Annotated in this window: 22 protein-coding genes; 11 read left to right on the plus strand and 11 right to left on the minus strand. The window is 68.1% G+C overall.

The window, feature by feature from the left end; translation table 11 throughout:
- The gene (locus tag ACIRL2_RS12060) at positions 1-1116 is read right to left on the minus strand and encodes a cytochrome c oxidase assembly protein (RefSeq protein ID WP_402231810.1); all 1116 of its coding nucleotides are present in this window, start codon (positions 1114-1116) and stop codon (positions 1-3) included.
- Between the two features lie 75 nt (positions 1117-1191).
- Here ACIRL2_RS12060 and ACIRL2_RS12065 point away from each other — a divergent pair, with 75 nt between their 5' ends.
- From ACIRL2_RS12065 to ACIRL2_RS12080, 4 genes are read left to right on the plus strand one after another with little or no spacing between them, the layout of a single operon-like run.
- A complete protein-coding gene (locus tag ACIRL2_RS12065; RefSeq protein WP_360304941.1) occupies positions 1192-1821 on the plus strand; it encodes a heme-copper oxidase subunit III in 630 nt (209 codons plus the stop codon).
- A gap of 46 nt (positions 1822-1867) precedes the next feature.
- Positions 1868-2668, plus strand: coding sequence for a c-type cytochrome (locus tag ACIRL2_RS12070; RefSeq protein ID WP_395862313.1), 801 nt, complete (start codon positions 1868-1870; stop codon positions 2666-2668).
- Complete coding sequence (locus ACIRL2_RS12075; RefSeq protein WP_395862311.1) at positions 2665-3750, plus strand: Rieske 2Fe-2S domain-containing protein; 1086 nt, start codon at positions 2665-2667, stop codon at positions 3748-3750. Before ACIRL2_RS12070 ends, ACIRL2_RS12075 begins: the two co-directional genes overlap by 4 nt.
- Positions 3750-5393 (plus strand): cytochrome bc complex cytochrome b subunit, encoded by a 1644-nt coding sequence (locus ACIRL2_RS12080; protein WP_395862310.1) that lies wholly within the window; start codon positions 3750-3752, stop codon positions 5391-5393. The genes ACIRL2_RS12075 and ACIRL2_RS12080 overlap by 1 nt, the downstream gene beginning before the upstream one ends.
- A 176-nt stretch (positions 5394-5569) precedes the next feature.
- On the opposite strand, the gene ACIRL2_RS12085 is transcribed toward ACIRL2_RS12080, so the two are convergent.
- The 5 genes from ACIRL2_RS12085 to coxB form a co-directional block, all read right to left on the minus strand.
- Positions 5570-6796, minus strand: coding sequence for an Ig-like domain-containing protein (locus tag ACIRL2_RS12085; RefSeq protein ID WP_402231813.1), 1227 nt, complete (start codon positions 6794-6796; stop codon positions 5570-5572).
- Positions 6797-6992: 196 nt separating this feature from the next.
- Positions 6993-8276 carry an Ig-like domain-containing protein gene (locus tag ACIRL2_RS12090; RefSeq protein WP_402231815.1) on the minus strand — a complete coding sequence of 428 codons (1284 nt, stop codon included), beginning with the start codon at positions 8274-8276 and terminating at the stop codon, positions 6993-6995.
- A gap of 208 nt (positions 8277-8484) precedes the next feature.
- The gene (locus tag ACIRL2_RS12095; protein ID WP_395862304.1) at positions 8485-8883 is read right to left on the minus strand and encodes a cytochrome c oxidase subunit 4; all 399 of its coding nucleotides are present in this window, start codon (positions 8881-8883) and stop codon (positions 8485-8487) included.
- Positions 8880-10598 (minus strand): cytochrome c oxidase subunit I, encoded by a 1719-nt coding sequence (gene ctaD / locus ACIRL2_RS12100; protein WP_395862302.1) that lies wholly within the window; start codon positions 10596-10598, stop codon positions 8880-8882. The genes ACIRL2_RS12095 and ctaD overlap by 4 nt, the downstream gene beginning before the upstream one ends.
- A gap of 3 nt (positions 10599-10601) precedes the next feature.
- Positions 10602-11465, minus strand: a complete 864-nt coding sequence (gene coxB / locus ACIRL2_RS12105) for a cytochrome c oxidase subunit II (RefSeq protein WP_395862300.1) — start codon at positions 11463-11465, stop codon at positions 10602-10604.
- A 235-nt stretch (positions 11466-11700) separates the two neighbouring features.
- On the opposite strand from coxB, the gene ACIRL2_RS12110 reads away from it, so the two are divergent.
- A complete protein-coding gene (locus ACIRL2_RS12110; protein WP_395862298.1) occupies positions 11701-13101 on the plus strand; it encodes a cysteine desulfurase/sulfurtransferase TusA family protein in 1401 nt (466 codons plus the stop codon).
- A gap of 435 nt (positions 13102-13536) precedes the next feature.
- Here the strand turns inward: ACIRL2_RS12110 and ACIRL2_RS12115 are convergent, their stop codons facing one another.
- Entirely contained in the window at positions 13537-14514 is a 978-nt protein-coding gene (locus tag ACIRL2_RS12115) for a carbohydrate kinase family protein (RefSeq protein ID WP_395862296.1), read from the minus strand.
- Between the two features lie 180 nt (positions 14515-14694).
- Between ACIRL2_RS12115 and ACIRL2_RS12120 the strand changes: the two genes are divergently transcribed.
- On the plus strand, positions 14695-14907 hold the full coding sequence (locus ACIRL2_RS12120) for a hypothetical protein (protein WP_395862294.1): 213 nt from the start codon (positions 14695-14697) through the stop codon (positions 14905-14907).
- 48 nt (positions 14908-14955) lie between these two features.
- Entirely contained in the window at positions 14956-15627 is a 672-nt protein-coding gene (locus ACIRL2_RS12125) for a hypothetical protein (RefSeq protein ID WP_402231818.1), read from the plus strand.
- Positions 15628-15736: 109 nt separating this feature from the next.
- On the opposite strand, the gene ACIRL2_RS12130 is transcribed toward ACIRL2_RS12125, so the two are convergent.
- On the minus strand, positions 15737-16090 hold the full coding sequence (locus ACIRL2_RS12130) for a HesB/IscA family protein (RefSeq protein ID WP_395862290.1): 354 nt from the start codon (positions 16088-16090) through the stop codon (positions 15737-15739).
- Positions 16091-16234: 144 nt separating this feature from the next.
- On the opposite strand from ACIRL2_RS12130, the gene nadA reads away from it, so the two are divergent.
- A complete protein-coding gene (gene nadA, locus ACIRL2_RS12135; RefSeq protein WP_402231819.1) occupies positions 16235-17470 on the plus strand; it encodes a quinolinate synthase NadA in 1236 nt (411 codons plus the stop codon).
- Between the two features lie 76 nt (positions 17471-17546).
- Here nadA and ACIRL2_RS12140 read toward each other — a convergent pair whose 3' ends face one another.
- Positions 17547-17825 carry a hypothetical protein gene (locus tag ACIRL2_RS12140; protein ID WP_395862286.1) on the minus strand — a complete coding sequence of 93 codons (279 nt, stop codon included), beginning with the start codon at positions 17823-17825 and terminating at the stop codon, positions 17547-17549.
- Entirely contained in the window at positions 17822-18595 is a 774-nt protein-coding gene (locus ACIRL2_RS12145; protein WP_079026675.1) for a PspA/IM30 family protein, read from the minus strand. Before ACIRL2_RS12145 ends, ACIRL2_RS12140 begins: the two co-directional genes overlap by 4 nt.
- Positions 18596-18782: 187 nt before the next feature.
- Between ACIRL2_RS12145 and ACIRL2_RS12150 the strand changes: the two genes are divergently transcribed.
- The 3 genes from ACIRL2_RS12150 to ACIRL2_RS12160 all read left to right on the plus strand — a co-directional run bounded on the left by ACIRL2_RS12150 (position 18783) and on the right by ACIRL2_RS12160 (position 21234).
- Positions 18783-19388, plus strand: coding sequence for a DUF3043 domain-containing protein (locus tag ACIRL2_RS12150; protein ID WP_395862284.1), 606 nt, complete (start codon positions 18783-18785; stop codon positions 19386-19388).
- Positions 19385-20155: a class I SAM-dependent methyltransferase gene (locus ACIRL2_RS12155; protein ID WP_395862282.1), complete on the plus strand. Its 771-nt coding sequence runs from the start codon at positions 19385-19387 to the stop codon at positions 20153-20155. Before ACIRL2_RS12150 ends, ACIRL2_RS12155 begins: the two co-directional genes overlap by 4 nt.
- An 80-nt stretch (positions 20156-20235) precedes the next feature.
- Positions 20236-21234: an aldo/keto reductase family protein gene (locus tag ACIRL2_RS12160; RefSeq protein WP_402231822.1), complete on the plus strand. Its 999-nt coding sequence runs from the start codon at positions 20236-20238 to the stop codon at positions 21232-21234.
- A 65-nt stretch (positions 21235-21299) separates the two neighbouring features.
- Here ACIRL2_RS12160 and ACIRL2_RS12165 read toward each other — a convergent pair whose 3' ends face one another.
- Positions 21300-21506, minus strand: coding sequence for a hypothetical protein (locus tag ACIRL2_RS12165; protein WP_395862278.1), 207 nt, complete (start codon positions 21504-21506; stop codon positions 21300-21302).
- Positions 21507-21597 lie beyond the last annotated feature (91 nt).

The raw sequence follows: 21597 nt of genomic DNA on the forward strand, positions 1-21597 counted from the left end.
CTACTCGGCCGCGTCGGCCAACCTCGGCTCGGGCCCGCGGGCCACCCGGACGGCCGAGTCGGCCTCCTCCGTTCGGGCAGAGTCACCCGGAAGAGTGCTCTTCGACACGGGTTTTCCGGCGTCGTCCAAGCCCTGCTCCACACCGCCGCCGGCCTCGGCCGCCTCGCGCGCCAACCGCTCCTCGTGCGCCTTGCGGCCGGCCTCGATCAGTTCGAGTCGATCCAGCCGGCGGTCCTCCCGGACCGCCTCGCGCTCCGACGCCCGGGCCCACTGCACGAACAACACCAGGAAGACGAGCAGTCCGATGATGTCGCCGCTGCCCCACAGGATTCCGCCCGCCGTGCCCTGGTCCGAGAGCGGACTGGCGCCCCAGTCGCGACCGAGGTCGTTGTACCAGTCACCGGCGAGCACGTTGGACGAACTCATGATCGCGATACCCAGCCACGCGTGGAACGGCAGCGTCGCGAACACCGCGAGCAGCCGCATCGGATAACTCGCGCGCGGCATCGGGTCCAGACCCAGCAGCGGCCAGAACCACATGCAGCCGATGATCACGAAATGCACGTGATTCATGTCGTGCATGAAGGTGTTCCGCAACGTGAGCTCGTACCAAGGGGTGAAGTACAGGGCAAACGGGTTGAGCACGAAGATGAACCCGGCGAAGGCCGGGAAGGTGACCACCTTCGCGTATCTGCTGTGCAGCAGCGCGTTGAGTCGATTACGCCACTTGGTCGGCAGGGTACGCAGCGCGAGTGTGATCGGCGCTCCGAGCGCCAGGAAGATCGGCGTGATCATCGCCAGCACCATGTGCTGAACCATGTGCACACTCAGCAACACGGTGTCGTACGCGGCCAACGCGGACTCGGTCGCGAGCAGGAACGTGCCCAGCCCCAGTCCCAGGAAGGAGAAGCTCCGCCACCGCGACCACGAGTCCCCACGGGCCCTGAGCTTGTGCACCCCGTACAGATAGAGGCCGCCGAAGAGCATCGCGACCAGGATCGGGATCGGCTCGAACACCCACCCGGTCAGGAGCCGAATGGGGGTCAGTTCCGGCGGTACGTTCCCAGGGGTCGCGTGCGCCAGAAACACCCCGGCGTCGCCTGCAGAGCCACTCACGGAACCAGAGCCTAACCCGGACACGTTGTACAAAGGTTGCCCCCCGAAGTGTGGGCAGATCCGGCGACCGCAATAATGGCCGCCGTGGCGACAGCAACTTCACTAGAAACCGGGCCCCCCTCACACGGGACACACGGGACGCTCAACCGTCCCAACTTGGTCAGCATCGGCACGATCGTCTGGTTGGCGTCCGAGCTGATGTTCTTCGCGGCCTTGTTCGCGATGTATTTCACGATCCGCTCCGTCACCGGCGCGGACGCTTGGCGTGAGCACGCCAGTGAGCTGAACATCCCGTTCTCGACGGGCAACACGACGATCCTCGTGCTGTCCTCGCTCACCTGCCAGCTCGGCGTCTTCGCGGCCGAACGCGGTGACGTCAAGAAGCTCAGAATGTGGTTCGTCATCACCTTCGTGATGGGCGCCGTCTTCGTCGGCGGCCAGGTGATGGAGTACACGGAGCTGGTCAAGGAGGGCACGACTCTCTCGTCGTCGGCTTACGGTTCGGTCTTCTACCTGACCACCGGCTTCCACGGCATGCACGTGACAGGCGGTCTGATCGCCTTCCTGCTGATCCTCGGACGCACCTACGCGGCCCGACGGTTCACGCACGAGCAGGCCACGGCCGCAATCGTCGTCTCGTACTACTGGCATTTCGTCGACGTGGTCTGGATCGGTCTGTTCTTCACGATCTACGTCATCAGGTAGACGTCCCGACACTTACTACGCAGACGACATTGGACCGGGGTTTTCCGTGAAAAAGCTCTCCGCGCGGCGACGCCACCCCTTGGCGGCGATCGTCGTACTCATCTTCGCGCTCGCGGCCACGGGGGGTCTGTACGCCGCGTTCGCGCCTGCCAAGAAGGCGGAGGCCGACGATTCCGCCTCCATCGCCGTCGAGGCGGGCAAGAAGCTCTACCTGAGCGGATGTTCGACCTGCCATGGGCTCGACGCCCAGGGTTCCACCGACGGTCCGTCCCTGATCGGCGTCGGCGCGGCCGCCGTCGACTTCCAGGTGGCGACCGGCCGGATGCCGCTTCAGCAGCCCGGCGCCCAGGCGCCGCGCAAGCCCGAGGTCTACACCCAGGCGCAGATCGACCAGCTCTCCGCGTACGTGGCCTCCCTCGGCGTCGGACCCAAGGTCCCGACGGCGAACATGTACGCGCCCGACGGCGACATCGTCAACGGCGCCGAGCTGTTCCGCACGAACTGCTCGCAGTGCCACAACTTCTCCGGTGAGGGCGGCGCCCTGACCGAGGGCAAGTTCGCGCCGCCGCTGAAGAACGTGGACCCGAAGCACATGTACGAGGCCATGCTCACCGGCCCGCAGAACATGCCTTCGTTCCCGGACAGCACGATGCCCGAGCAGCAGAAGAAGGACATCGTCACGTACGTCAACGAGACGACCAAGAAGGAGCCGAACCCCGGCGGCCTGGGTCTCGGCCGGCTCGGCCCGGTCTCCGAAGGTCTGTTCGGCTGGATCATCGCGCTCGGTCTGCTCATCGGATGTGCGATCTGGATTGCCGCCCGGACCCCCAAGGCCAGGACCAAATGAGTAGCCAGGACAAGTCTGAAGTGCCTGAAGAGCACCTGCCCGAGGTCCACGCCTCGGCACATGTTCCGGCGGAAGGCGACCCGTTCGCCGACCCCGGCCTGCCGGCCCACGAGCCGCGCGTCACCGACATCGACGAGCGGGCCGCCAAGCGCGCCGAGCGTCAGGTCGCGTTCCTCTTCGTGATCTCGATGTTGTCCACGATCGGTTTCATCTGGGCGTACGTCGGCATCGACAAGTACCGCATCATCGACATCTTCTTCTTCGGGAAGATCGGTGCCCAGAACCTCGCGCTCGGCGGCTTCCTCGGCCTCGCGCTGTTCTGCATCGGCGCCGGCGCGATCCACTGGGCGCGCACGTTGATGACGGACGAGGAGATCGTCCAGGAGCGGCACGAGTTCACCTCGGACCCGGAGACCCGCGAATACGCGATCCGGGAGTTCACCCAGGGTGCCGCGGACTCGGTGATCGGTCGCCGCCCGCTGATCCGGCGCACGATGATCGGCGCGATGGCCCTGGTGCCGCTGTCCGGCGTCGTGCTGCTGCGCGACCTCGGTCCGCTGCCGGGCACCAAGCTGCGGCACACCGACTGGAAGCCGGGCGTCGAGCTGATCAACGAGGCGACCGGCCTGCCGATCAAGCCGGACGACATCGTCAAGGGCTCGCTGACCATGGTGCTGCCCGACGGCCTGGTCGAGAAGTACGGCCCGGCCGGCGAGAAGGAAGAGCTCTCGCACGGCTGGCTGGAGAAGGCGGGCATGTCCGCGGTCCTGGTGGTCCGGCTGGAGCCGGAGGACATCAAGTCCAAGAAGGAACTGGACTGGGGCTACGAGGGCATCGTGGCGTACTCGAAGATCTGCACCCACGTGGGTTGCCCGATCGGCCTGTACGAGCAGCAGACGCACCACCTGCTGTGCCCGTGTCACCAGTCCACCTTCGACCTGGCGGACGACGGCAAGGTCGTGTTCGGTCCGGCCGCGCGCTCGCTGCCGCAGTTGAAGATCCATGTGAACGAGGCGGGTAACCTCGCCGCGACGCAGGACTTCGCCGAACCGGTCGGCGCGAGCTTCTGGGAGCGTGGCTGATGTCGAGCGAACAACCCAAGGGCGGGGCGAACAAGAGCACCCCGATCCCGAACAACGCGGCCGTTCGCGCGGCCGACGCCCTGGACAGCCGGCTGGGCATCTACGGCGCGGCGAAGAAGAACCTGCGCAAGGTCTTTCCGGACCACTGGTCCTTCATGCTCGGTGAAGTGGCGCTGTACAGCTTCATCGTGCTGCTGCTGACCGGTGTCTTCCTGACGCTGTTCTTCAAGCCGAGCATGCAGGAGGTCGTCTACGACGGCTCCTACGTGCCGCTCCAGGGCATTCACATGTCCCAGGCGTACGCCTCGACGCTGGACATCAGCTTCGACATCCGCGGTGGTCTGGCGATGCGTCAGATCCACCACTGGGCCGCGCTGATCTTCGTGTCGTCGCTGTTCGTGCACATGTTCCGGATCTTCTTCACCGGGGCGTTCCGCAAGCCGCGCGAAATAAACTGGCTGTTCGGCTTCCTGCTGCTGATCCTGGCCATGGTCAACGGCTTCACCGGCTACTCGCTCCCGGACGACCTGCTCTCCGGTACGGGTCTGCGGATCGCCGAGGGTGTGGTCCTGGCCATCCCGCTGGTCGGCACGTACGTGCAGTTCTTCCTGTTCGGCGGGGAGTTCCCGGGCGAGGACATCGTGCCCCGCCTGTTCACCATCCACGTGCTGCTGATCCCGGCGATCATGGTCGGCCTGGTGACCGTGCACCTGATCCTGGTCTTCTACCAGAAGCACACCCAGTTCCCCGGCCCGGGCAAGACCGAGAAGAACGTGGTCGGCCTGCCGCTGCTGCCGGTCTACGCGGCCAAGGCCGGTGGCTTCTTCTTCATCGTGTTCGGCATCACCGCCGCCCTCGGCGGCATGGTGCAGATCAACCCGATCTGGGCCTACGGTCCATACAACCCGGGTCAGATCACGGCGGGCTCCCAACCGGACTGGTACATCGGGTTCCTCGAGGGATCCCTGCGCATCATGCCGAACTGGGAATGGAACATCTGGGGCCACACGCTCAGCTTCAACGTGCTGATCCCGTCCCTGGTCCTGCCCGGCGTGCTGTTCACGTTCCTGGCGATGTACCCGTGGATCGAAGGCTGGATCACCGGCGACAAGCGTGAGCACCACCTGCTCGACCGCCCGCGCAACATGCCGGTGCGCACCGGCCTGGGCGTCGCCTGGATCATCTGCTACGGCGTGTTGTGGGTCTGTGGTGGCAACGACATCATCGCCACCCACTTCCACATGTCGATCAACACGATCACCTGGATCGGCCGCGTCGCGTTCTTCGTCGCGCCCGTGCTGGCCTACCTGGCCACGGTGCGCATCTGCAAGGGTCTGCAACGGCGCGACCGGGACAAGGTCCTGCACGGTCGCGAGACCGGTGTGATCAAGAAGCTCCCGCACGGCGAGTTCGTGGAGATCCACGAGCCGCTGGACGCCGGGGTGCGGCACACCCTCACCGCGCACGAGCAGCCCAAGCCGTACCAGCTCGAGCCGGCCGAGGACGAGAACGGTGTGGCCCGCAAGGTCAAGCGTTCGCAGAAGCTGCGCTCGAAGATGTCGCACTGGTACTTCGCCGAGCCGATCGAGAAGCCGACGGCCGAGGAGTACAAGGAACTGACCAGCGGACACGGTCACCACTGACGCGACCGGGGCCGGGCTGCTGACGCCACATCGGCACGACCCGTAGGACGCGCAGGAACGACGAAGGGCCCCACCGGATCTTCCCGGTGGGGCCCTTCGCGTCGCGCCCCGCAGGCGGCCGTACAGCGCCTTCACGGGAGCGCCGGGCGGCGGGCCCGGAGTTGCCGGACGGCCCGTCAGAGCCGGCGGGTGGTGGCCGGGCCGTTCGTGCTGTGGGTCAGCCACTGCGACCAGTCCAGGTTCCACTCGCCGTAGCCGTTGCCGATCGGCTCCATGCTCTTGGCGTCGCCCGTGTTCACCACGGTGACCACGTCGCCGACCTTGACCTGGTCGTAGAACCACTTGGCGTCCTCGTCGCTCATCCCGACGCAGCCGTGGCTCACGTTCTCCCGGCCCTGCGAGCTCACCGACCACGGGGCCGCGTGCACGAACTCACCGCTCCAGGTGACCCGGGTGGCCCAGTAGACGTCCAGCCGGTAGCCGTCGCTGCTGTCCGCGGAGATGCCCACCGTGGTGCCGTCCATCAGCACGTGCGGCGCCTTGCCGAGCACCACCTTGATGCCCGACCGGGTGGTGAAGCCGGGTTTGCCGGTGGTCACCGGCATCGTCTTGATGTCGACGCCGTTGCGCTCGAGGGTCAGCGTGTGCGCCGCGGAGTCCACGGTGGCGACCACGGCGTCGCCGACCTCGAAGTCGACCACCTTGCCGGGGCCGCCGTAGACGCCGTTCCCGAAGTCGACGCCGAGCAGACTGGTGGCCACCGAGACCCTGGTGTTCACCGGCCAGTAGTCCTTGGGCCGATAGCGCACGGTCGTGTCGTCCACCCAGCCCCACGCGCCCTCGACCGGCGTGGACGCGGATACCTGGAGTCGCCGCTCCACCTCGGCACGCCGCGCCGGGTCGGTGACCGGCCGCTCCAGGGTGACCGTGATCGGCATGCCCACGCCCACCTTCGAGTCCGCCTCCGGCAGCACCGACTCCACGTGCGTCTCGGCGTCCGGGGTGAGCGTGGTGAACGACTCGGTCCGGGTCGAGGTCAGCCCGTACACGTCGACGGCGGACGCGGTCAGCGTGTACCTGCTGCCGTAGGCCAGCGGTTCGGAGTTGGACCACGTCGTGTCGCCGGCCGCGTTGCCGCCCGGCACCGGCTTGCCGTCCGGGCCCACCAGGCTCACCGCGTACAGCCGCCCGTCGCCGGCGGTGACGGTGATCGGCCGGCCCGGCTGGGCGGGACGATCGGTGCGCACGTCCACCGCGAGGCGGGCGACGCTCTCGGCGGGTCGGTCGATCTCGGCGGTGCGCTGCTTCTCCCACGTCCCGCATCCGGCCACGAACACGAGTGGCAGCGCCGACGCGAGGGCCCAGCCGAGCCGGCGGACGCGAACAGCTCTGTCCCGATTCACTCATGACCTCCAGCCGTACCGGCCGATCACCGTACATCCGTGCTCGCCGAGCGCGGATGGCGCGGAGTTTGGTGCATCGAGAGTGGCCGGGAACGACCCACTTCATTCAGATAAAACGACAAACCGCCCGATCGCCTGACACCGGCCGCCGGCCGGGTCGCGCGATCGGGCGGTTCGCCCTACCGTGTGGGACTTGCTACGCCGCCGGGGTCCCGGCCGCGCCACCGCCGGTGAGCGCGCTGCCCTTGAGCCAGGTCGCCCAGTCGACGCTCCAGCCGCCGAGCCCGTTGCCGGCCTTGACCGTCTTGTCGGTGCTGTTGAGGATCTCCACCGGGTCCCCCTGGGTGACCAGGTCGAAGAACTTCTTGGCGTTGGAGGCGCTCAGCCCGATGCACCCGTGGCTGTCGTTCTGCCGGCCGAACTTGCCCTCGTTCCAGGGCGCGCCGTGCGCGTACGTGCCGGACGCGGTCAGGTGCACCGCGTGCCGCACGTTCTTCATGTTGTACGCGTCGCCCAGGCCGACCGTCTCGGAGTCCATCGTGATGCCGTCGACCTTGTCGAGCACGACCATCGTGCCGCCCCAGGTCGGGAAGCTGGGGCCGCCCGCCGAGATCGGCAGGTCCTCGATCTGGGCCCCGTCCTTGGTGACCACCATGTGCTTGGACTTGAGGTCCGCGGTGGCCACCAGCGAGCGGCCGATGGTGAACTTGATGTCCTTGGTCTGCTTGCCGTAGACACCCGGCGCCGCCTTCGCGCCGGTCAGGTTGGCCTTGAGGTTGACCTTCGTGCCGCTCGCCCAGTACTTCTCCGGGCGGTAGTCGATCCGGTCGTTGCCGTCGAGGTCCTTGAGCCAGGACCACGAGCCCTGCACGGCGGGCTCGGAGACGACCTTGAGGTTGCGCTCGATCGCGGCCTTGTCCTTGATCGGCTCGTTGAACTTGAGCGAGATGATCGCGCCGACGCCCCACGTGCTGTCCGGCTCGATGTTGAAGTCGGCCACGAACGTGTCGTCGGCGGCCTTGGTGTTGAACTTGCTCTGCGCGGTGACCTCGGCGCCGTCGGCGTTGGCGGCCTTGGCCGCGACCGTGTAGGCGCCGCCGTTGGCCAACGGGGCGTCCGGCTTCCAGCCGATGCCGTCCGGGCTGATCTGCCCGTCGACGGTCTTGCCCTTCGCGTCGGTGACCACGACCGAGGTGAGCTTGCCGCCGGTCGCGTCGACCTTGAGCGCGCCGTCGGTCTCCACGCTCTTGGTACCGTCGGCGGGAGTGATCGCGATCGTGGCGGGTGCCGCGGCGACCTTCTTGTTCGGACCGCCACCGGAGCCGCCGGAGTTGCCACCGGTCGAGCCGCCGGGGTCGGTCTTGCCGCCGTCGGACGAGCAGCCTGCAATGAATATGAGCGGCGCCACCATGAGTCCCGCGAAGAGGCGTATGCCGCCGCCCGCTGCCCCCGTGCGCGATGCTCCGTGTATCCGGGGCACGCGTGTTCCTCCCTCGTCCTGGTACTCCCTTGCGTCCATTTGACGCGTCGACCCCCGGTTCGGGTTGCTACAACCGCCGAACGGTCACACACCGGTGACATTCGGGGGCGTCAGGGAGTCCTCTGTAGATATCACACAAGGCCGACCACCCATCAGGGTGATCGGCCTTGTGGCAAAACCGTGTTGCGAAGGTTGCGAATCGGTGGCGCTAGTAGCGCTGGTCCGCACCCCGGTAGAACTCGAAGACCCAGCCGAAGACACCGATCGCGACGAACGGCGCGGCGAACATCGCCAGCCACCAGCCGAAGATGACGCCCAGGAACAGCAGCGCCGAACCGGTCGCCAACAGCAGCGGCTGCCAGCTGTGCGGGGCGAAGAAGCCCAGCTCGCCGGCGTCGTCGGCGATCTCGCCCTCTTCGTTGTCCTGCGCGAGCAGGTCCATCCGGCGCGCGGTGAAGATCAGGTAGAACCCGATCATCAGCGCCAGGCCGAACGTCAGCGCCAGGGCGGTCGTACCGGTCGGGTCCTCGGACAACAACCAGTAGATGATCGTCACCGGCAGCAGGAACACGGCCAGGACTGCGAACAGGACACCGTTGAACTTCACTTCTCGGCTCCCTTCGCCAGCTCGGGCGACGCCTCGGAACGCTCGTCGGTGAGGTACTCCAGCGCGGCGATCTCCGGGTGGTGGAGGTCGAACGCGGGAGCCTCGGAACGGATCCGCGGAATGCTCGTGAAGTTGTGCCGCGGCGGCGGGCAGGAGGTCGCCCACTCCAGCGAACGGCCGTAGCCCCACGGGTCGTCCACGGTGATCTTCTTGCCGTACTTGTGCGTCTTCCAGATGTTGTAGAAGAACGGCAGGATCGACAGACCCAGCAGGAACGAGCCCAGGGTCGAGATCGTGTTCAGCGTGGTGAAGCCTTCCGAGTCCAGGTAGTCCGCGTACCGACGGGCCATGCCCTCGGCACCCAGCCAGTGCTGCACCAGGAACGTGGTGTGGAAGCCGATGAACAGCGTCCAGAAGGTGATCTTGCCCAGCCGCTCGTCGAGCATCTTGCCGGTGAACTTGGGCCACCAGAAGTGGAAGCCCGCGAACATCGCGAACACCACGGTGCCGAACACCACGTAGTGGAAGTGCGCCACCACGAAGTAGGTGTCCGAGACGTGGAAGTCCAGCGGCGGCGACGCGAGGATGACGCCGGTGAGACCACCGAACGCGAAGGTCACCAGGAAGCCCACGGTCCACAACATCGGTGTCTCGAAGGACAACGAGCCGCGCCACATGGTGCCGATCCAGTTGAAGAACTTGACGCCGGTCGGTACGGCGATCAGGAACGTCATGAAGGAGAAGAACGGCAGCATGACCGCGCCGGTCGGGAACATGTGGTGCGCCCACACGGTGACCGACAGGCCCGCGATCGAGATGGTCGCGGCGATCAGGCTCTTGTAACCGAACATCGGCTTGCGCGCGAAGACCGGGATGATCTCCGACACGATGCCGAAGAACGGCAACGCGATGATGTACACCTCGGGATGGCCGAAGAACCAGAAGAGGTGCTGCCACAGGATCGGTCCGCCGTTGGCCGGATCGAAGATGTGTGTGCCGAACTTGCGGTCGGCCTCCAGCGCGAACAGCGCGGCGGCCAGGACCGGGAACGCCATCAGGACCAGGACCGAGGTCAGCAGCACGTTCCAGCAGAAGATCGACATCCGGAACATGGTCAGACCGGGCGCGCGCATGCAGATGATCGTGGTGATGAAGTTGACGGCACCCAGGATGGTGCCGAAGCCCGACATCGCCAGACCCATGATCCACATGTCGCCGCCGATGCCCGGCGAGCGCACCGCGTCGGACAGCGGCGCGTACGCGAACCAGCCGAAGTCGGCGGCACCCTGCGGGGTGATGAAGCCGGCCACCGCGATGATCGAGCCGAACAGGTAGAGCCAGTAGGCGAACATGTTCAGGCGCGGGAACGCGACGTCGGGGGCGCCGATCTGCAGCGGCATGATCCAGTTCGTGAAGCCCGCGAACAGCGGCGTCGCGAACATCAGCAGCATGATCGTGCCGTGCATCGTGAACGACTGGTTGAACTGCTCGTTCGAGATGAACTGCGTACCGGGGCGGGCCAGCTCCGCGCGCATGACCAGCGCGAGCACACCACCGATGCAGAAGAAGACGAAGGAGGTGATCAGGTACATCGACCCGATCGTCTTGTGGTCCGTGGTCGTCATCCACTTGATGACGATGTTCCCGGGCTCCTTGCGCCGGACCGGCGGAGGTCCGTCCGGGGCCACGGTCTGTGGCTCACTGAGGATTGTCACTCGTCACTTCTTCCCGTGCGCTTCAACGGGGGCAGGCTCGTTGATCTTGCTGCGCAGCCAGCCGGTCTGGCCCTTCGCGGCCAGGTCCTTCAGGTGCTGGACGTAAACGGCCTTGTCCACGATCTTCACGTTGAAGAGCATGCGCGAGTGGTCCACGCCGCACAGTTCGGCGCACTTGCCGCCGTACGTGCCCTTCTTGGTCGGAACGACCTCGAACTTGTTCGTGCGGCCCGGGATGATGTCCTTCTTGTACAAGAAGTTCGGGACCCAGAACGAGTGGATGACGTCCGGCGAGGTCAGATCGAACCGCACCGACTCCTTCACCGGCAGGTACAGCGTCGGCGGCTTGCCGGGCGTGCCCTGCTCGTAGACGTCGACCGTGCCGTCGGCCGGGTCGCCCTGATAGTTGAAGGACCAGCTCCACTGCACGCCGACCACGTTGATCGTGTTGTCGGGGTTCTTGGAGAGTTCTTCGAGCTTGGTCTCGTCACGCGCGGTGAAGTAGAAGAAGACCGCGATCATGATGCCGGGGATGACCGTGTACAAAACCTCGATGGGGAGGTTGTAGCGCGTCTGCGGCGGGATCTCGATCTTGGTACGCGACCGGCGGTGGAACGCGACGCTCCACAGGATGAGCCCCCACACCACGACCCCGACGATCAGCGCTGCAATCCAGGCGCCCTGCCAGAGCGACAGGACTCGCGGACCCTGCTCGGTGACAGGGTTGGGCAGGCCGAGTCTCGGCAGGTCCTTGGAATCGACGGAGCAGCCGGTGGCGGTCGCGGTGACGAGGCCCAGAGCCAGCAGCTGCGGCACCCTGCGCCGCATCCAGCGCCGCGGCGAGCGGTCGGAGCCGTAGGGACTCACGTAGCGCCTTCCCGAATGTCTCGCCCGCGCGCGAGTCACGGTGGGGAACTTTTCTTCCCTGACGACCCGTTGCGCGGACAGGTATGGATGTTTCTGCGGGCCAAACCCTACTCCAGCCCTATTCGGGTCGCGCGCGGAGGTCTGGTGTGGCGGGCCGGGTAGATGTGCCGGTGCGTCCGTTCGGGCGAACGGCCCGAACGCGTCCGGGATTCGGGTATTGGCTAACGTCCGACGCATGGCGTATTTCGACGCGGCCTCCACCGAGCCACTGCACCCGGCCGCGAAAGCGGCCTTCCTGAGCACTCTCGACGAGGGCTGGGCCGATCCCGCGCGCGGCTATTACGACGGCCGGCGCGCCCGCATGCTGCTCGACGCGGCGCGCGAGACGGTGGCGTCCGTTCTGGGCACCCGATCTGATGAAGTGTCATTCACCACATCCGGGACACAGGCGGTCCAGTTGGGCATGCTCGGCGTGCTCGCCGGCCGCCGCCGAGTGGGAACGCACGTGGTCCTCGGCGCGGTCGAACACTCCTCCGTATTGCACACCGCCGACACCCACGCGGCCCGTTCGGAGCAACTCGGAACGGTCGCGGAAATCACCCGGACGAGGGTGGACCGTACGGGCCGACTCGACGTAGCGGCGTTCGCCTCGGCGCTTCGTTCGGACACCGCGCTCGCGTGCGTGCAGAGCGCCAACCACGAAGTGGGTACGGTCCAGCCGCTCGCCGAGGTGGTGACGGCGTGTCAGGCGGCCGGTGTGCCCCTGCTCGTGGACGCCGCGCAGTCGGTGGGTCGGCTATCGGTGCCGGATGGCTGGTCGGTGCTGACCGCGAGCGCGCACAAGTGGGGCGGACCGGCGGGGGTCGGCCTGCTCGTGGTGCGCAAGGGCACCCGCTACGCGTCGGCCCTGCCCTACGACGAGCGCGAGGCGCGCCGCGTGCCCGGCTTCGAGAACGTCCCGGCGATCGTCGCGGCGGCGGTCGCGCTGGGTGCGGTGAGCACCGAGTCGGCCGACGAGGATCGCCGACTGTCCGGCCTGATCGACCGCATCCGCACCCGCGTTCGCGAAACGGTGCCCGACGTCGAGGTGGTCGGCGATCCGGTCGACCGACTCCCGCACATCGTCACCTTCTCCTGCCTGTACGTCGACGGCGAGGCGCTGCTGACCGAGTTGGACAAGGCCGGCTTCGCGGTGTCCTCGGGCTCCTCGTGCACGTCCTCGACGCTGACCCCCAGCCATGTCCTGGAGGCGATGGGCGTGTTGTCCCAGGGCAATATCCGCGTCTCCCTGCCCCGCGGCGTCCCCGAGGCCGAGGTCGACCGCTTCCTGGCGGTACTCCCCGGCCTGGTCTCGAACCTCCGCGCGGCGGTGTCCCACACCCACACCCCCACGCCGACACCGACACCGCCGGAAGGCGTGATCGTCAACGCCCTCGGCCGCCGCTGCCCCATCCCGGTGATCGAACTGGCCAAGCGCATCCTCGACGTCGAGGACGGCACCCTGGTCACCGTCCTCTCCGACGACGAGGCCTCAGCCCTGGACATCCCCGCGTGGTGCGAAATGACCGGCCACGAATTCCTCCACACCACCCCCCACCCCCAGGGCACCGCCTACGTGGTCCGCCGCCGCTCCTGACCGGATCACCCTCGGCCGGGCATACACCAAAACCCACCCGCCCCGGCCGGGCCACCCCTCAACCCAACCAACACCGAAACCACCTCACCCGACCGGGCAACCCCTCAGCCCGGCCGGCGCTTGAGGCCACCCAGCCCGTGCGGCGCCTGAGCACACCAGCCCGGCCAACGCTTGAGCACACCAGCCCGGCCGGCGCTTGAGGCCACATAGCCCGGCCGGCGCTTGAGGCCACCCAGCCCGGCCGGCGTTTGAGGCCACCCAGCCCGTGCGGCGCTTGAGCACACCAGCCCGGCCGGCGCTTGAGGCCACTCAGCCCGGCCGGCGCTTGAGGCCACTCAGCCCGGCCGGCGCTTGAGGCCACTCAGCCCGGCCGGCGCTTGAGGCCAACTCAGCCCGGCCGGGCGCTTGAGGCCAACCACCACCCGGAGGCCGGGTTCAGATCGGAACGTGCGCCGAAACCTCAGCCGCAGCCACATCCCCATACGCGGCAGCAAACCGTCCCAGGAACGAGGCCCGCCGCAACGTGTACTCCTGCGTACCGACCGTCTCGATCACCAACGTCGCCACCATGTTCCCCACCTGCGCCGCCCGCTCCAGCGACAACCCCCACGAGATCCCCGACAGGAACCCGGCCCGGAACCCGTCCCCCACACCCGTCGGGTCGACCTTGGCGTCCTCCGCGGGACAAGGCACGACGATCGTCTCCTCGCCCGCCTGCTCGACCTTGACCCCGCTCGAACCGAGCGTGGTGACCCGGACGCCGACCTTCTTCAGGATGTCCGCCTCGGACCAGCCGCTCTTCTGCACGATCAGCGCGCTCTCGTACTCGTTCGTGAGCAGGTACGCCGCACCGTCGATGAGCCGCCGGATGTCCTCGCCGTCCATCCGGGCCAACTGCTGCGAGGGGTCCGCCGCGAACGGGTAGCCCCGGTCCCGGCACTCGTCGCTGTGCCGCAACATCGCCTCGGGGTCGTTCGCACCGATCACGACCAGGTCCAGCCCGCCGACACGGTCGGCCACCGGCCGAAGTTCGATCTCCCGCGCCTCGCTCATCGCACCCGTATAGAAGGACGCGATCTGGTTGTGTTCCTCGTCCGTCGTGCAGACGAACCGCGCGGTGTGATGCGTCGGCGAGATGTGCACGGACTCGGTGTCCACGTGGTGCCGGTCCAACCACGACCGGTAGTCGACGAAGTCTGCCCCGGCGGCGCCGACCAGGATCGGCGACAGTCCCAGACAGCCCATCCCGAAGCAGATGTTCGGCGCCACGCCGCCGCGCCGGATGTCCAGCTTGTCGACGAGGAAGGACAGCGAGACCACGTGCAGCTTGTCCGAGACGAGCTGGTCGGAGAACCGACCCGGGAACGTCATCAGATGGTCGGTGGCGATCGACCCGGTCACGGCAATGCGCATGGCGCGTGTCTCCTAGTGGAGTACGGGGAGGGGTGACGTACGGGGTGTACGAGAGGGGGGAAACTCGCACACGTTATCCCACCGCACTCTGGCGGCCCTGTGAAAACTACCGGTCGGTACACCGTGCCGTCACGCTCCGTGCGACCTACTCTGGGGATCCCCAGTACAAGGAGTCGTGAAATGTCCCCGATGCCCGTGATGCCGTCGCAGGCCGAGCCCGAGACGCTCGAGGACCTGCGCGGTGACTGCCGTCACATCGACGCGTCGTGGACCACCCCGGGCCCGGAGCGCACGCCGATCAAGGCCGCGCCCGCCGGTTCGCACGCCCCCGCCACCGACGTCCCCGCGCACGGCGCGACGCTGGTCGCGGGCATGTCCGAGTACGGCGACTGACCGACACCCCGAGGGGAACCGCCCCGGCGCCGGCCGCGTCGAATCGTCATGCGTACACACGGTGAGCACGACGAAGGAATTCGACCCGAACCCACCGCACGCCGCCGGCCGTTGATCGTCGGGCTCGCGATCGTCGCGGTGCTCGGCGTGGGCGGCGGCACCTGGGCGGTGCTCGGCGGCGAGGAATCCCCCCGCTCGACCACCGCCGACCCCGGCGCCGGCGCGCCGGTCGAACCCGGCGCCCCGACCGGCGGGGACACCCGGCCGGGCGCAGCCGCGCAGCAGCCGCCGAGCGGAGCCACAGAGCCCGGCGGAGGCGCCCAGGCCCGACCCGGCGCTCCCGCCGCCGGCGACAACGCCGCCGGCCCGGACACCTCGACGTCCTCGCCCAACCTGCCCACGGGCCCTCCGCACACCTACTACCCCGCCCAGGACAACACCCGGTTCAGCCGCTACACGCTGGCGCCGGACGGCCGCACGCTGACCGCCTGGTTGTGGGGCGGCCAGTGCGAGACCAACCGCCTGGTGATCGCGAGCGAGTCGGCGACGCAGGTTGCCATCCGCGTGGAGACCACCCGCACCGGCGACGTGTGCACGGAGATGGCCGTGGAGAACAAGGTGAACGTGACCCTTCCCACACCGCTGGGCACCCGCACGCTCGTCGACGCCGAGACCGGCGCACCCGTCACGCCGGGTGGCAAGCCCTTCTCCACCGGCTGACCCGAGGACCTCTCCGAGCCCGCACACGACGACGCCACGCCGACCCGGAAGGGGTCGGCGCGGCGTCGTCGTCGAGCGGGGTGCGTCGCGACCGATCAGTCGCGAGACGTCAGTGGAACGAGTCGCCGCACGCGCAGGAGCCGGCCGCGTTCGGGTTGTCGATCGTGAAGCCCTGCTTCTCGATCGTGTCGACGAAATCGATGGTCGCGCCGCTCAGGTACGGCGAGCTCATCCGGTCGGTGACGACCGAGACACCGCCGAAGTCGGCCACCACGTCGCCGTCGAGCGAGCGCTCGTCGAAGAACAGCTGGTACCGCATGCCGGAACAACCGCCGGGCTGGACGGCCACGCGCAGCGCGAGATCGTCGCGACCCTCTTGCTCCAGCAGAGTCTTGACCTTGGCCGCCGCCTCATCGCTGAGGAGGATGCCACCGGTCTTGGTGGTCTCGTCCTGGACAGTCATCTGCAAGCTCCCACGTGGTGGTTCGACATTCGTACGCCACTTCCACCGTCGGCAACCGATGGTGGCTCGGCCCTATTCCCACATCATGCTTCGGGCCCTCGCGTTTTACTCATGGTCGCACACCCCCACTCTCGTCAACCTGACATGAACAGGATAGGATTATTAGTGTCAAGTAGACGAGAAGAGGTGCGCGCCGTGACCGCGACACACGATCTGGACCTGCCGCCGGGGGTGCAGCCGACGCCGCTCGCGCTGCTCATGCTCGGGCGCGCCGCCGACCCGCGCAGCGAACGGGGCGTCGAGTGTCCCGGCGACCTGCCGTCGCCGTCCGACCCGAACCTGGTGGCCAGGGCCCGCGCGGCCAAGGAGCGGCTCGGCGACCGGGTCTTCATCCTGGGCCACCACTACCAGCGCGACGAGGTGATCGAGTTCGCCGACGTGACCGGCGACTCGTTCAAGCTCGCGCGTGAGGCGGCGGCCCGTCCGGACGCGCCGTACATCGTCTTCTGCGGTGTGCACTTCATGGCCGAGAGCGCGGACATCCTCACCTCCGACGAGCAGCAGGTGATCCTGCCGGACCTGGCCGCGGGCTGCTCGATGGCCGACATGGCCACGTCGGAGCAGGTCGAGGAGTGCTGGGACGTGCTCGCCGACGCGGGCATCGCGGATGTGACCGTGCCGGTCTCGTACATGAACTCGTCGGCCGACATCAAGGCGTTCACCGGCCGCAACGGCGGCACGATATGCACGTCCTCCAACGCCCGGCGCGCCCTGGACTGGGCCTTCGAACAGGGCGAGAAGGTGCTGTTCCTGCCCGACCAGCACCTGGGTCGCAACACCGCGGTGCTGGAACTGGGGCTGAGCCTCGATGACTGCGTGCTCTACAACCCGCACAAGCCGAACGGCGGCCTGACCCGCGAGCAGTTGCGTGCGGCCAAGATGATCCTGTGGCGCGGGCACTGCTCGGTGCACGGGCGGTTCGACGTGAGCTCGGTCGAGGACGTACGGGCCCGGATCCCCGGGGTCAACGTGCTCGTGCACCCGGAGTGCCGGCACGAGGTGGTGACCGCGGCCGACTACGTCGGCTCGACCGAATACATCATCAACACGCTGGACGCGGCCGAGCCGGGTTCGGCGTGGGCGATCGGGACCGAGCTCAACCTGGTCCGCCGGGTGGCCGCGGCGCATCCCGACAAGCAGGTCGTCTTCCTGGACAAGACGGTGTGCTTCTGCTCGACGATGAACCGGATCGACCTGCCCCACCTGGTGTGGACCCTGGAGTCGCTGGTCGAGGGCAACGTGGTCAACCGGATCCGGGTGGACGCGGAGACCGAGAAGTTCGCGAAGGTCGCGCTCGACCGCATGCTGGCACTGCCGTAACACGTGAGCGGGCGGTGTGCTCCGGGAGTCCCCGGGGCACACCGCCCACACGCAGCACGGAGGAGCGGTAGTCGCGTCAGCCCGGGATCAGACCGTCCGCGCTCAGCATCTTCCTGACCTCGTCCACATGGGCGTCCTCGGCCGGCAACAGCAGGTCCGAGGGCACGATCTCGTCATCCGGCACCGCGGTGCCGACCTCTCGGACCTTGGACAGGAGCGCCGTCAGCGCCGCGCGGAAGGCGGCGTCGTCGCCGCCGTCGATCGCGGCCTGAAGCTCGTCGTCGAAGCGATTGAGCACATCCAGGTGCTCCGCCGCGACATCGAGCTGGCCCTCACCCACGATCCGAACGATCATGTGCCGTCTCCCTGCTTGTCGAAACGCGGCCGGGGCTGTCCGGGGCCGATCGCCGGCGGCGGGGTGCCACCGGAGAGCTCGGCCTTCATCCGCTCCAGTTCCAGTTCCACGTCCGACGTGCTGGACAAACGCTCCAGCTCCGCGGTGATGTCGTCCTTCGCCATCCCGGTCGGGTCGTCGAGCGCGCCCGAGGCGAGCAGCTCGTCGATCGCACCCGCCCGGGCCTGCATCTGCGCGGTCTTGTCCTCGGCCCGCTGGATTGCGAGCCCGACGTCGCCCATCTCCTCGGAGATGCCGGCGACCGCGCCACCGATCCGCGCCTGGGCCTCGGCGGCCGTGTAGGTCGCCTTGATCGTCTCCTTGCGGGTACGGAACGCGTCCACCTTGGCCTGCAGTCGCTGCGAGGCCAGGACGAGCTTCTCCTCCTCCGCCTGGAGGTTCTGGTGTTGGGTACCGAGGTCCGAGATCTGCTGCTGCACACCCGAGCGGCGCATGAGCGCCTCGCGGGCCAGATCCTCGCGACCGAGCGCCAGCGCCTTGCGGCCCTGGTCCTCGAGCTTGCCCGACTGCTGCTGCAGACCGGTCATCTGCAATTCGAGCCGCTTGCGGGAGGTCGCCACATCGGCCACGCCCCGACGTACCTTCTGCAACAGCTCAAGTTGTTTCTGGTACGAGTAGTCGAGCATCTCGCGTGGATCCTCGGCCTTGTCGAGGGCCTTGTTGGCCTTCGCGCGGAAGATCATCGCCATTCGCTTCATTACACCGCTCATGGGCCTCGCGTGCCCCCTTCGTAGGCAACCCGTGCTGCTCCCTGAAGCCTAAATGCCCAAGCGACCTTGTGGCAGCAGGGCTTTGCCTCACTTGACGTGTTCCCGCCCGCGAGAGTTCCGCATCCCCCTCGCACCGGATCCGGGGAGCCTTGAAATGTCCGCGACCTCGAACACGTAGGCTTTGAGGGTGTTCCGACGACGTTCCCACGCAGAGCCCGAGACCGCCGAGCAGTCCCTGGAGCGTTCCCAGGGTTCGCAGGCCGTCCGTGACCCCCAGGCGCCCAAGGGCCGGCCCACGCCCAAGCGCAGCGACGCCCAGGCCAACCGCAAGACCAAGGTGTCCGTCGCCAAGGACCCCAAGCAGGCCCGCAAGCAGGCTCGGATGCGGATGCGCGAGGAGCGCGAGGCCCAGCGCCAGGCGCTGCTGACCGGCGACGAGCGGGCGCTGCCGGCCCGGGACCGCGGACCGCTGCGCCGGTTCGCCCGTGACTACGTCGACGCGCGCTACACGGTCGGCGAGTTCTTCCTGCCCTCGGCCGTGATCATCCTGATCCTGAGCATTCTGCCCAGCCTGGCGGTGAAGAACTTCTCGCTGTTCCTGTGGATCGCGGTGATCCTGCTGATCATCCTCGACTCCATCCGAGTCAACCTGGGCATGAAGAAGGCGCTGCGGGCGAAGTTCCCCAAGGAGAACCTCAAGGGCCTCACGCCCTACGCGCTGATGCGCTCTCTCCAGCTCCGTCGGCTGCGGCTGCCCAAGCCGCAGGTCAAACGAGGCGAGAAGGTGGCATGACCACGATCACCGGGCTGACCGGCGACCTGCACACGCAGGTGCGTCGCGAATTGGTGGCCCGCCAACTGGCCGAGCACATGACACGGCTGCGCGACCGGGGCCCCCTGCGGGTGCTCGACGTCGGCTGCGGGCCCGCGTCGCCCGGCATACTGCTCGCCCGCGCCGGACACATCGTCACCTCGGTGAACACCGACACCGATGTGCTCACCCGACTGCACGAGGACCTGGCCCAGGAATCGGCCGACGTGCAGGGGCGGATCCGGCTGGTGGAGGGCGACGGCGCCGAGGCCGGCCGGCACTTCCCGCCGGGCAGCTTCGACCTGGCGCTGTGCCACGACGTGCTGGAGGCGCAGCCCGAGCCGGACGGCATGCTCGCCGCGCTGGCCCGGATGATGACCCAGGGCGGTCTGATCTCGATCACCTCGCGCAACGCCGGCTCGCTGGCGATGCGCGCGGGCGCCGCGGCCCAGTGGACGGCGACGCTCAAGGGCCTGTCCGCGACCACGTACCCCAACCCCGCCGGCGGTACGTTGCGCGCGGACACCGTCGAGGGCCTGTGTACGGTGCTCGCGGATCTGGGCGCGCCGGTGCTCGACTGGTACGGCGTGGGCGTCTTCAGCGGCCTCCAGCCCGACGACGCCGAGCCGCCGCGCGGCCAGAAGGCGTGGACGAACCTGCTGGCCTGCGAGGAGGACGCGTCCCGGCGCGACCCGTACCGGCTGATCGCGCCGGTCCTGCACCTGGTCGGCGAGAAGACGGTGCGCTAGGAAGCGCCCCGGACACCTGTGGCCGGTGGGGGCGGTGGTGCGGCCGATCGTCGCGTCGGTGTCCGACATAGGGTGTTCGCATGGACTTCCGACACCTCGGCCGCAGCGGCCTCGTCATCAGCGAGATCGCGTACGGCAACTGGCTCACCCACGGCTCCCAGGTGGAAGAGGACGCCGCGCTCGCGTGTGTGCGGGCCGCGCTCGACTGCGGGATCACCACGTTCGACACCGCCGACGTGTACGCGGAGACGCGTGCGGAATCGGTGCTGGGTCGCGCGCTCAAGGGTGAGCGCCGCGAGGGCCTGGAGATCTTCACCAAGGTCTACTGGCCCACCGGCCCCGGTCGCAACGACCGGGGTCTGTCGCGCAAGCACATCCTGGAGTCGATCGACGGTTCGCTGTCCCGGCTGGGCATCGACTACGTCGACCTGTACCAGGCGCACCGGTTCGACCACGAGACGCCGCTGGAAGAGACGATGCTGGCCTTCGCGGACGTGGTCCGGGCCGGCAAGGCGCTGTACATCGGCGTCTCCGAGTGGAACGCCGAGCAGATCCGCGCGGGTGCCGAACTCGCCCGTGAGCTGCGCGTGCCGCTGATCTCGAACCAGCCGCAGTACTCGATGTTGTGGCGGGTGATCGAGGCCGAGGTGGTGCCGACCTCCGAGGAGCTCGGGCTCGGGCAGATCGTCTGGTCGCCGATCGCCCAGGGCGTGCTCACCGGCAAGTACCTGCCCGGGCAGCCGCCGCCGGCCGGGTCGCGCGCCACCGACGACAAGGGCGGCCAGGACTTCGTCTCCCGGATGCTCACCGACGACGTGCTCACCCGGGTGCAGCAGCTGCGCCCGCTGGCCGACGAGGCGGGCCTGTCGCTCGCCCAGCTCGCCGTCGCGTGGGTGCTGCAGAACCCGAACGTGTCCGCCGCGATCATCGGCGCGTCCCGGCCGGAGCAGGTGCACGAGAACGTCAAGGCGGCCGGCGTCACGCTGGACGAGGGTCTGCTGACCAAGATCGACGTGATCCTGGACCCGGTGGTCAGCCGCGACCCGGCGCTCACCGTGAGCCCGGCGACGCGTCCGTAGCACCCGCTCGAGACGATCGGGGGCGCGGCGTCGGCCGCGCCCCCGATCCGTTCGAGCGCGCCTGCTCAGCCCTCGGCGGCGCGCAGGCTCATGTGCTCGTACACGACGGCGTCGTCCTCGAGCAGGCTCACCTGTTCGATGCCCGCCTCGAGCAGGTCCTTCCAGGTCTCGCCGAGCCAGCTCTCCGCGTCCGACTGGTTGGTGAAGTCCTCCGCCTGCGGTCCCTCGACCGGGGCACCGTCCGCGTCCTCATACCGCCACACCCACGACATGTCGGGCTCCTCACCTCGGGATCTCGGACCGTCAAAAGACCTGCACAGTAGATCAAGCCCGACCACCTCATAGCCAGGAGCACGACGACAC

Source organism: Embleya sp. NPDC127516 (genome assembly GCF_044765325.1).
Lineage (GTDB): Bacteria > Actinomycetota > Actinomycetes > Streptomycetales > Streptomycetaceae > Embleya.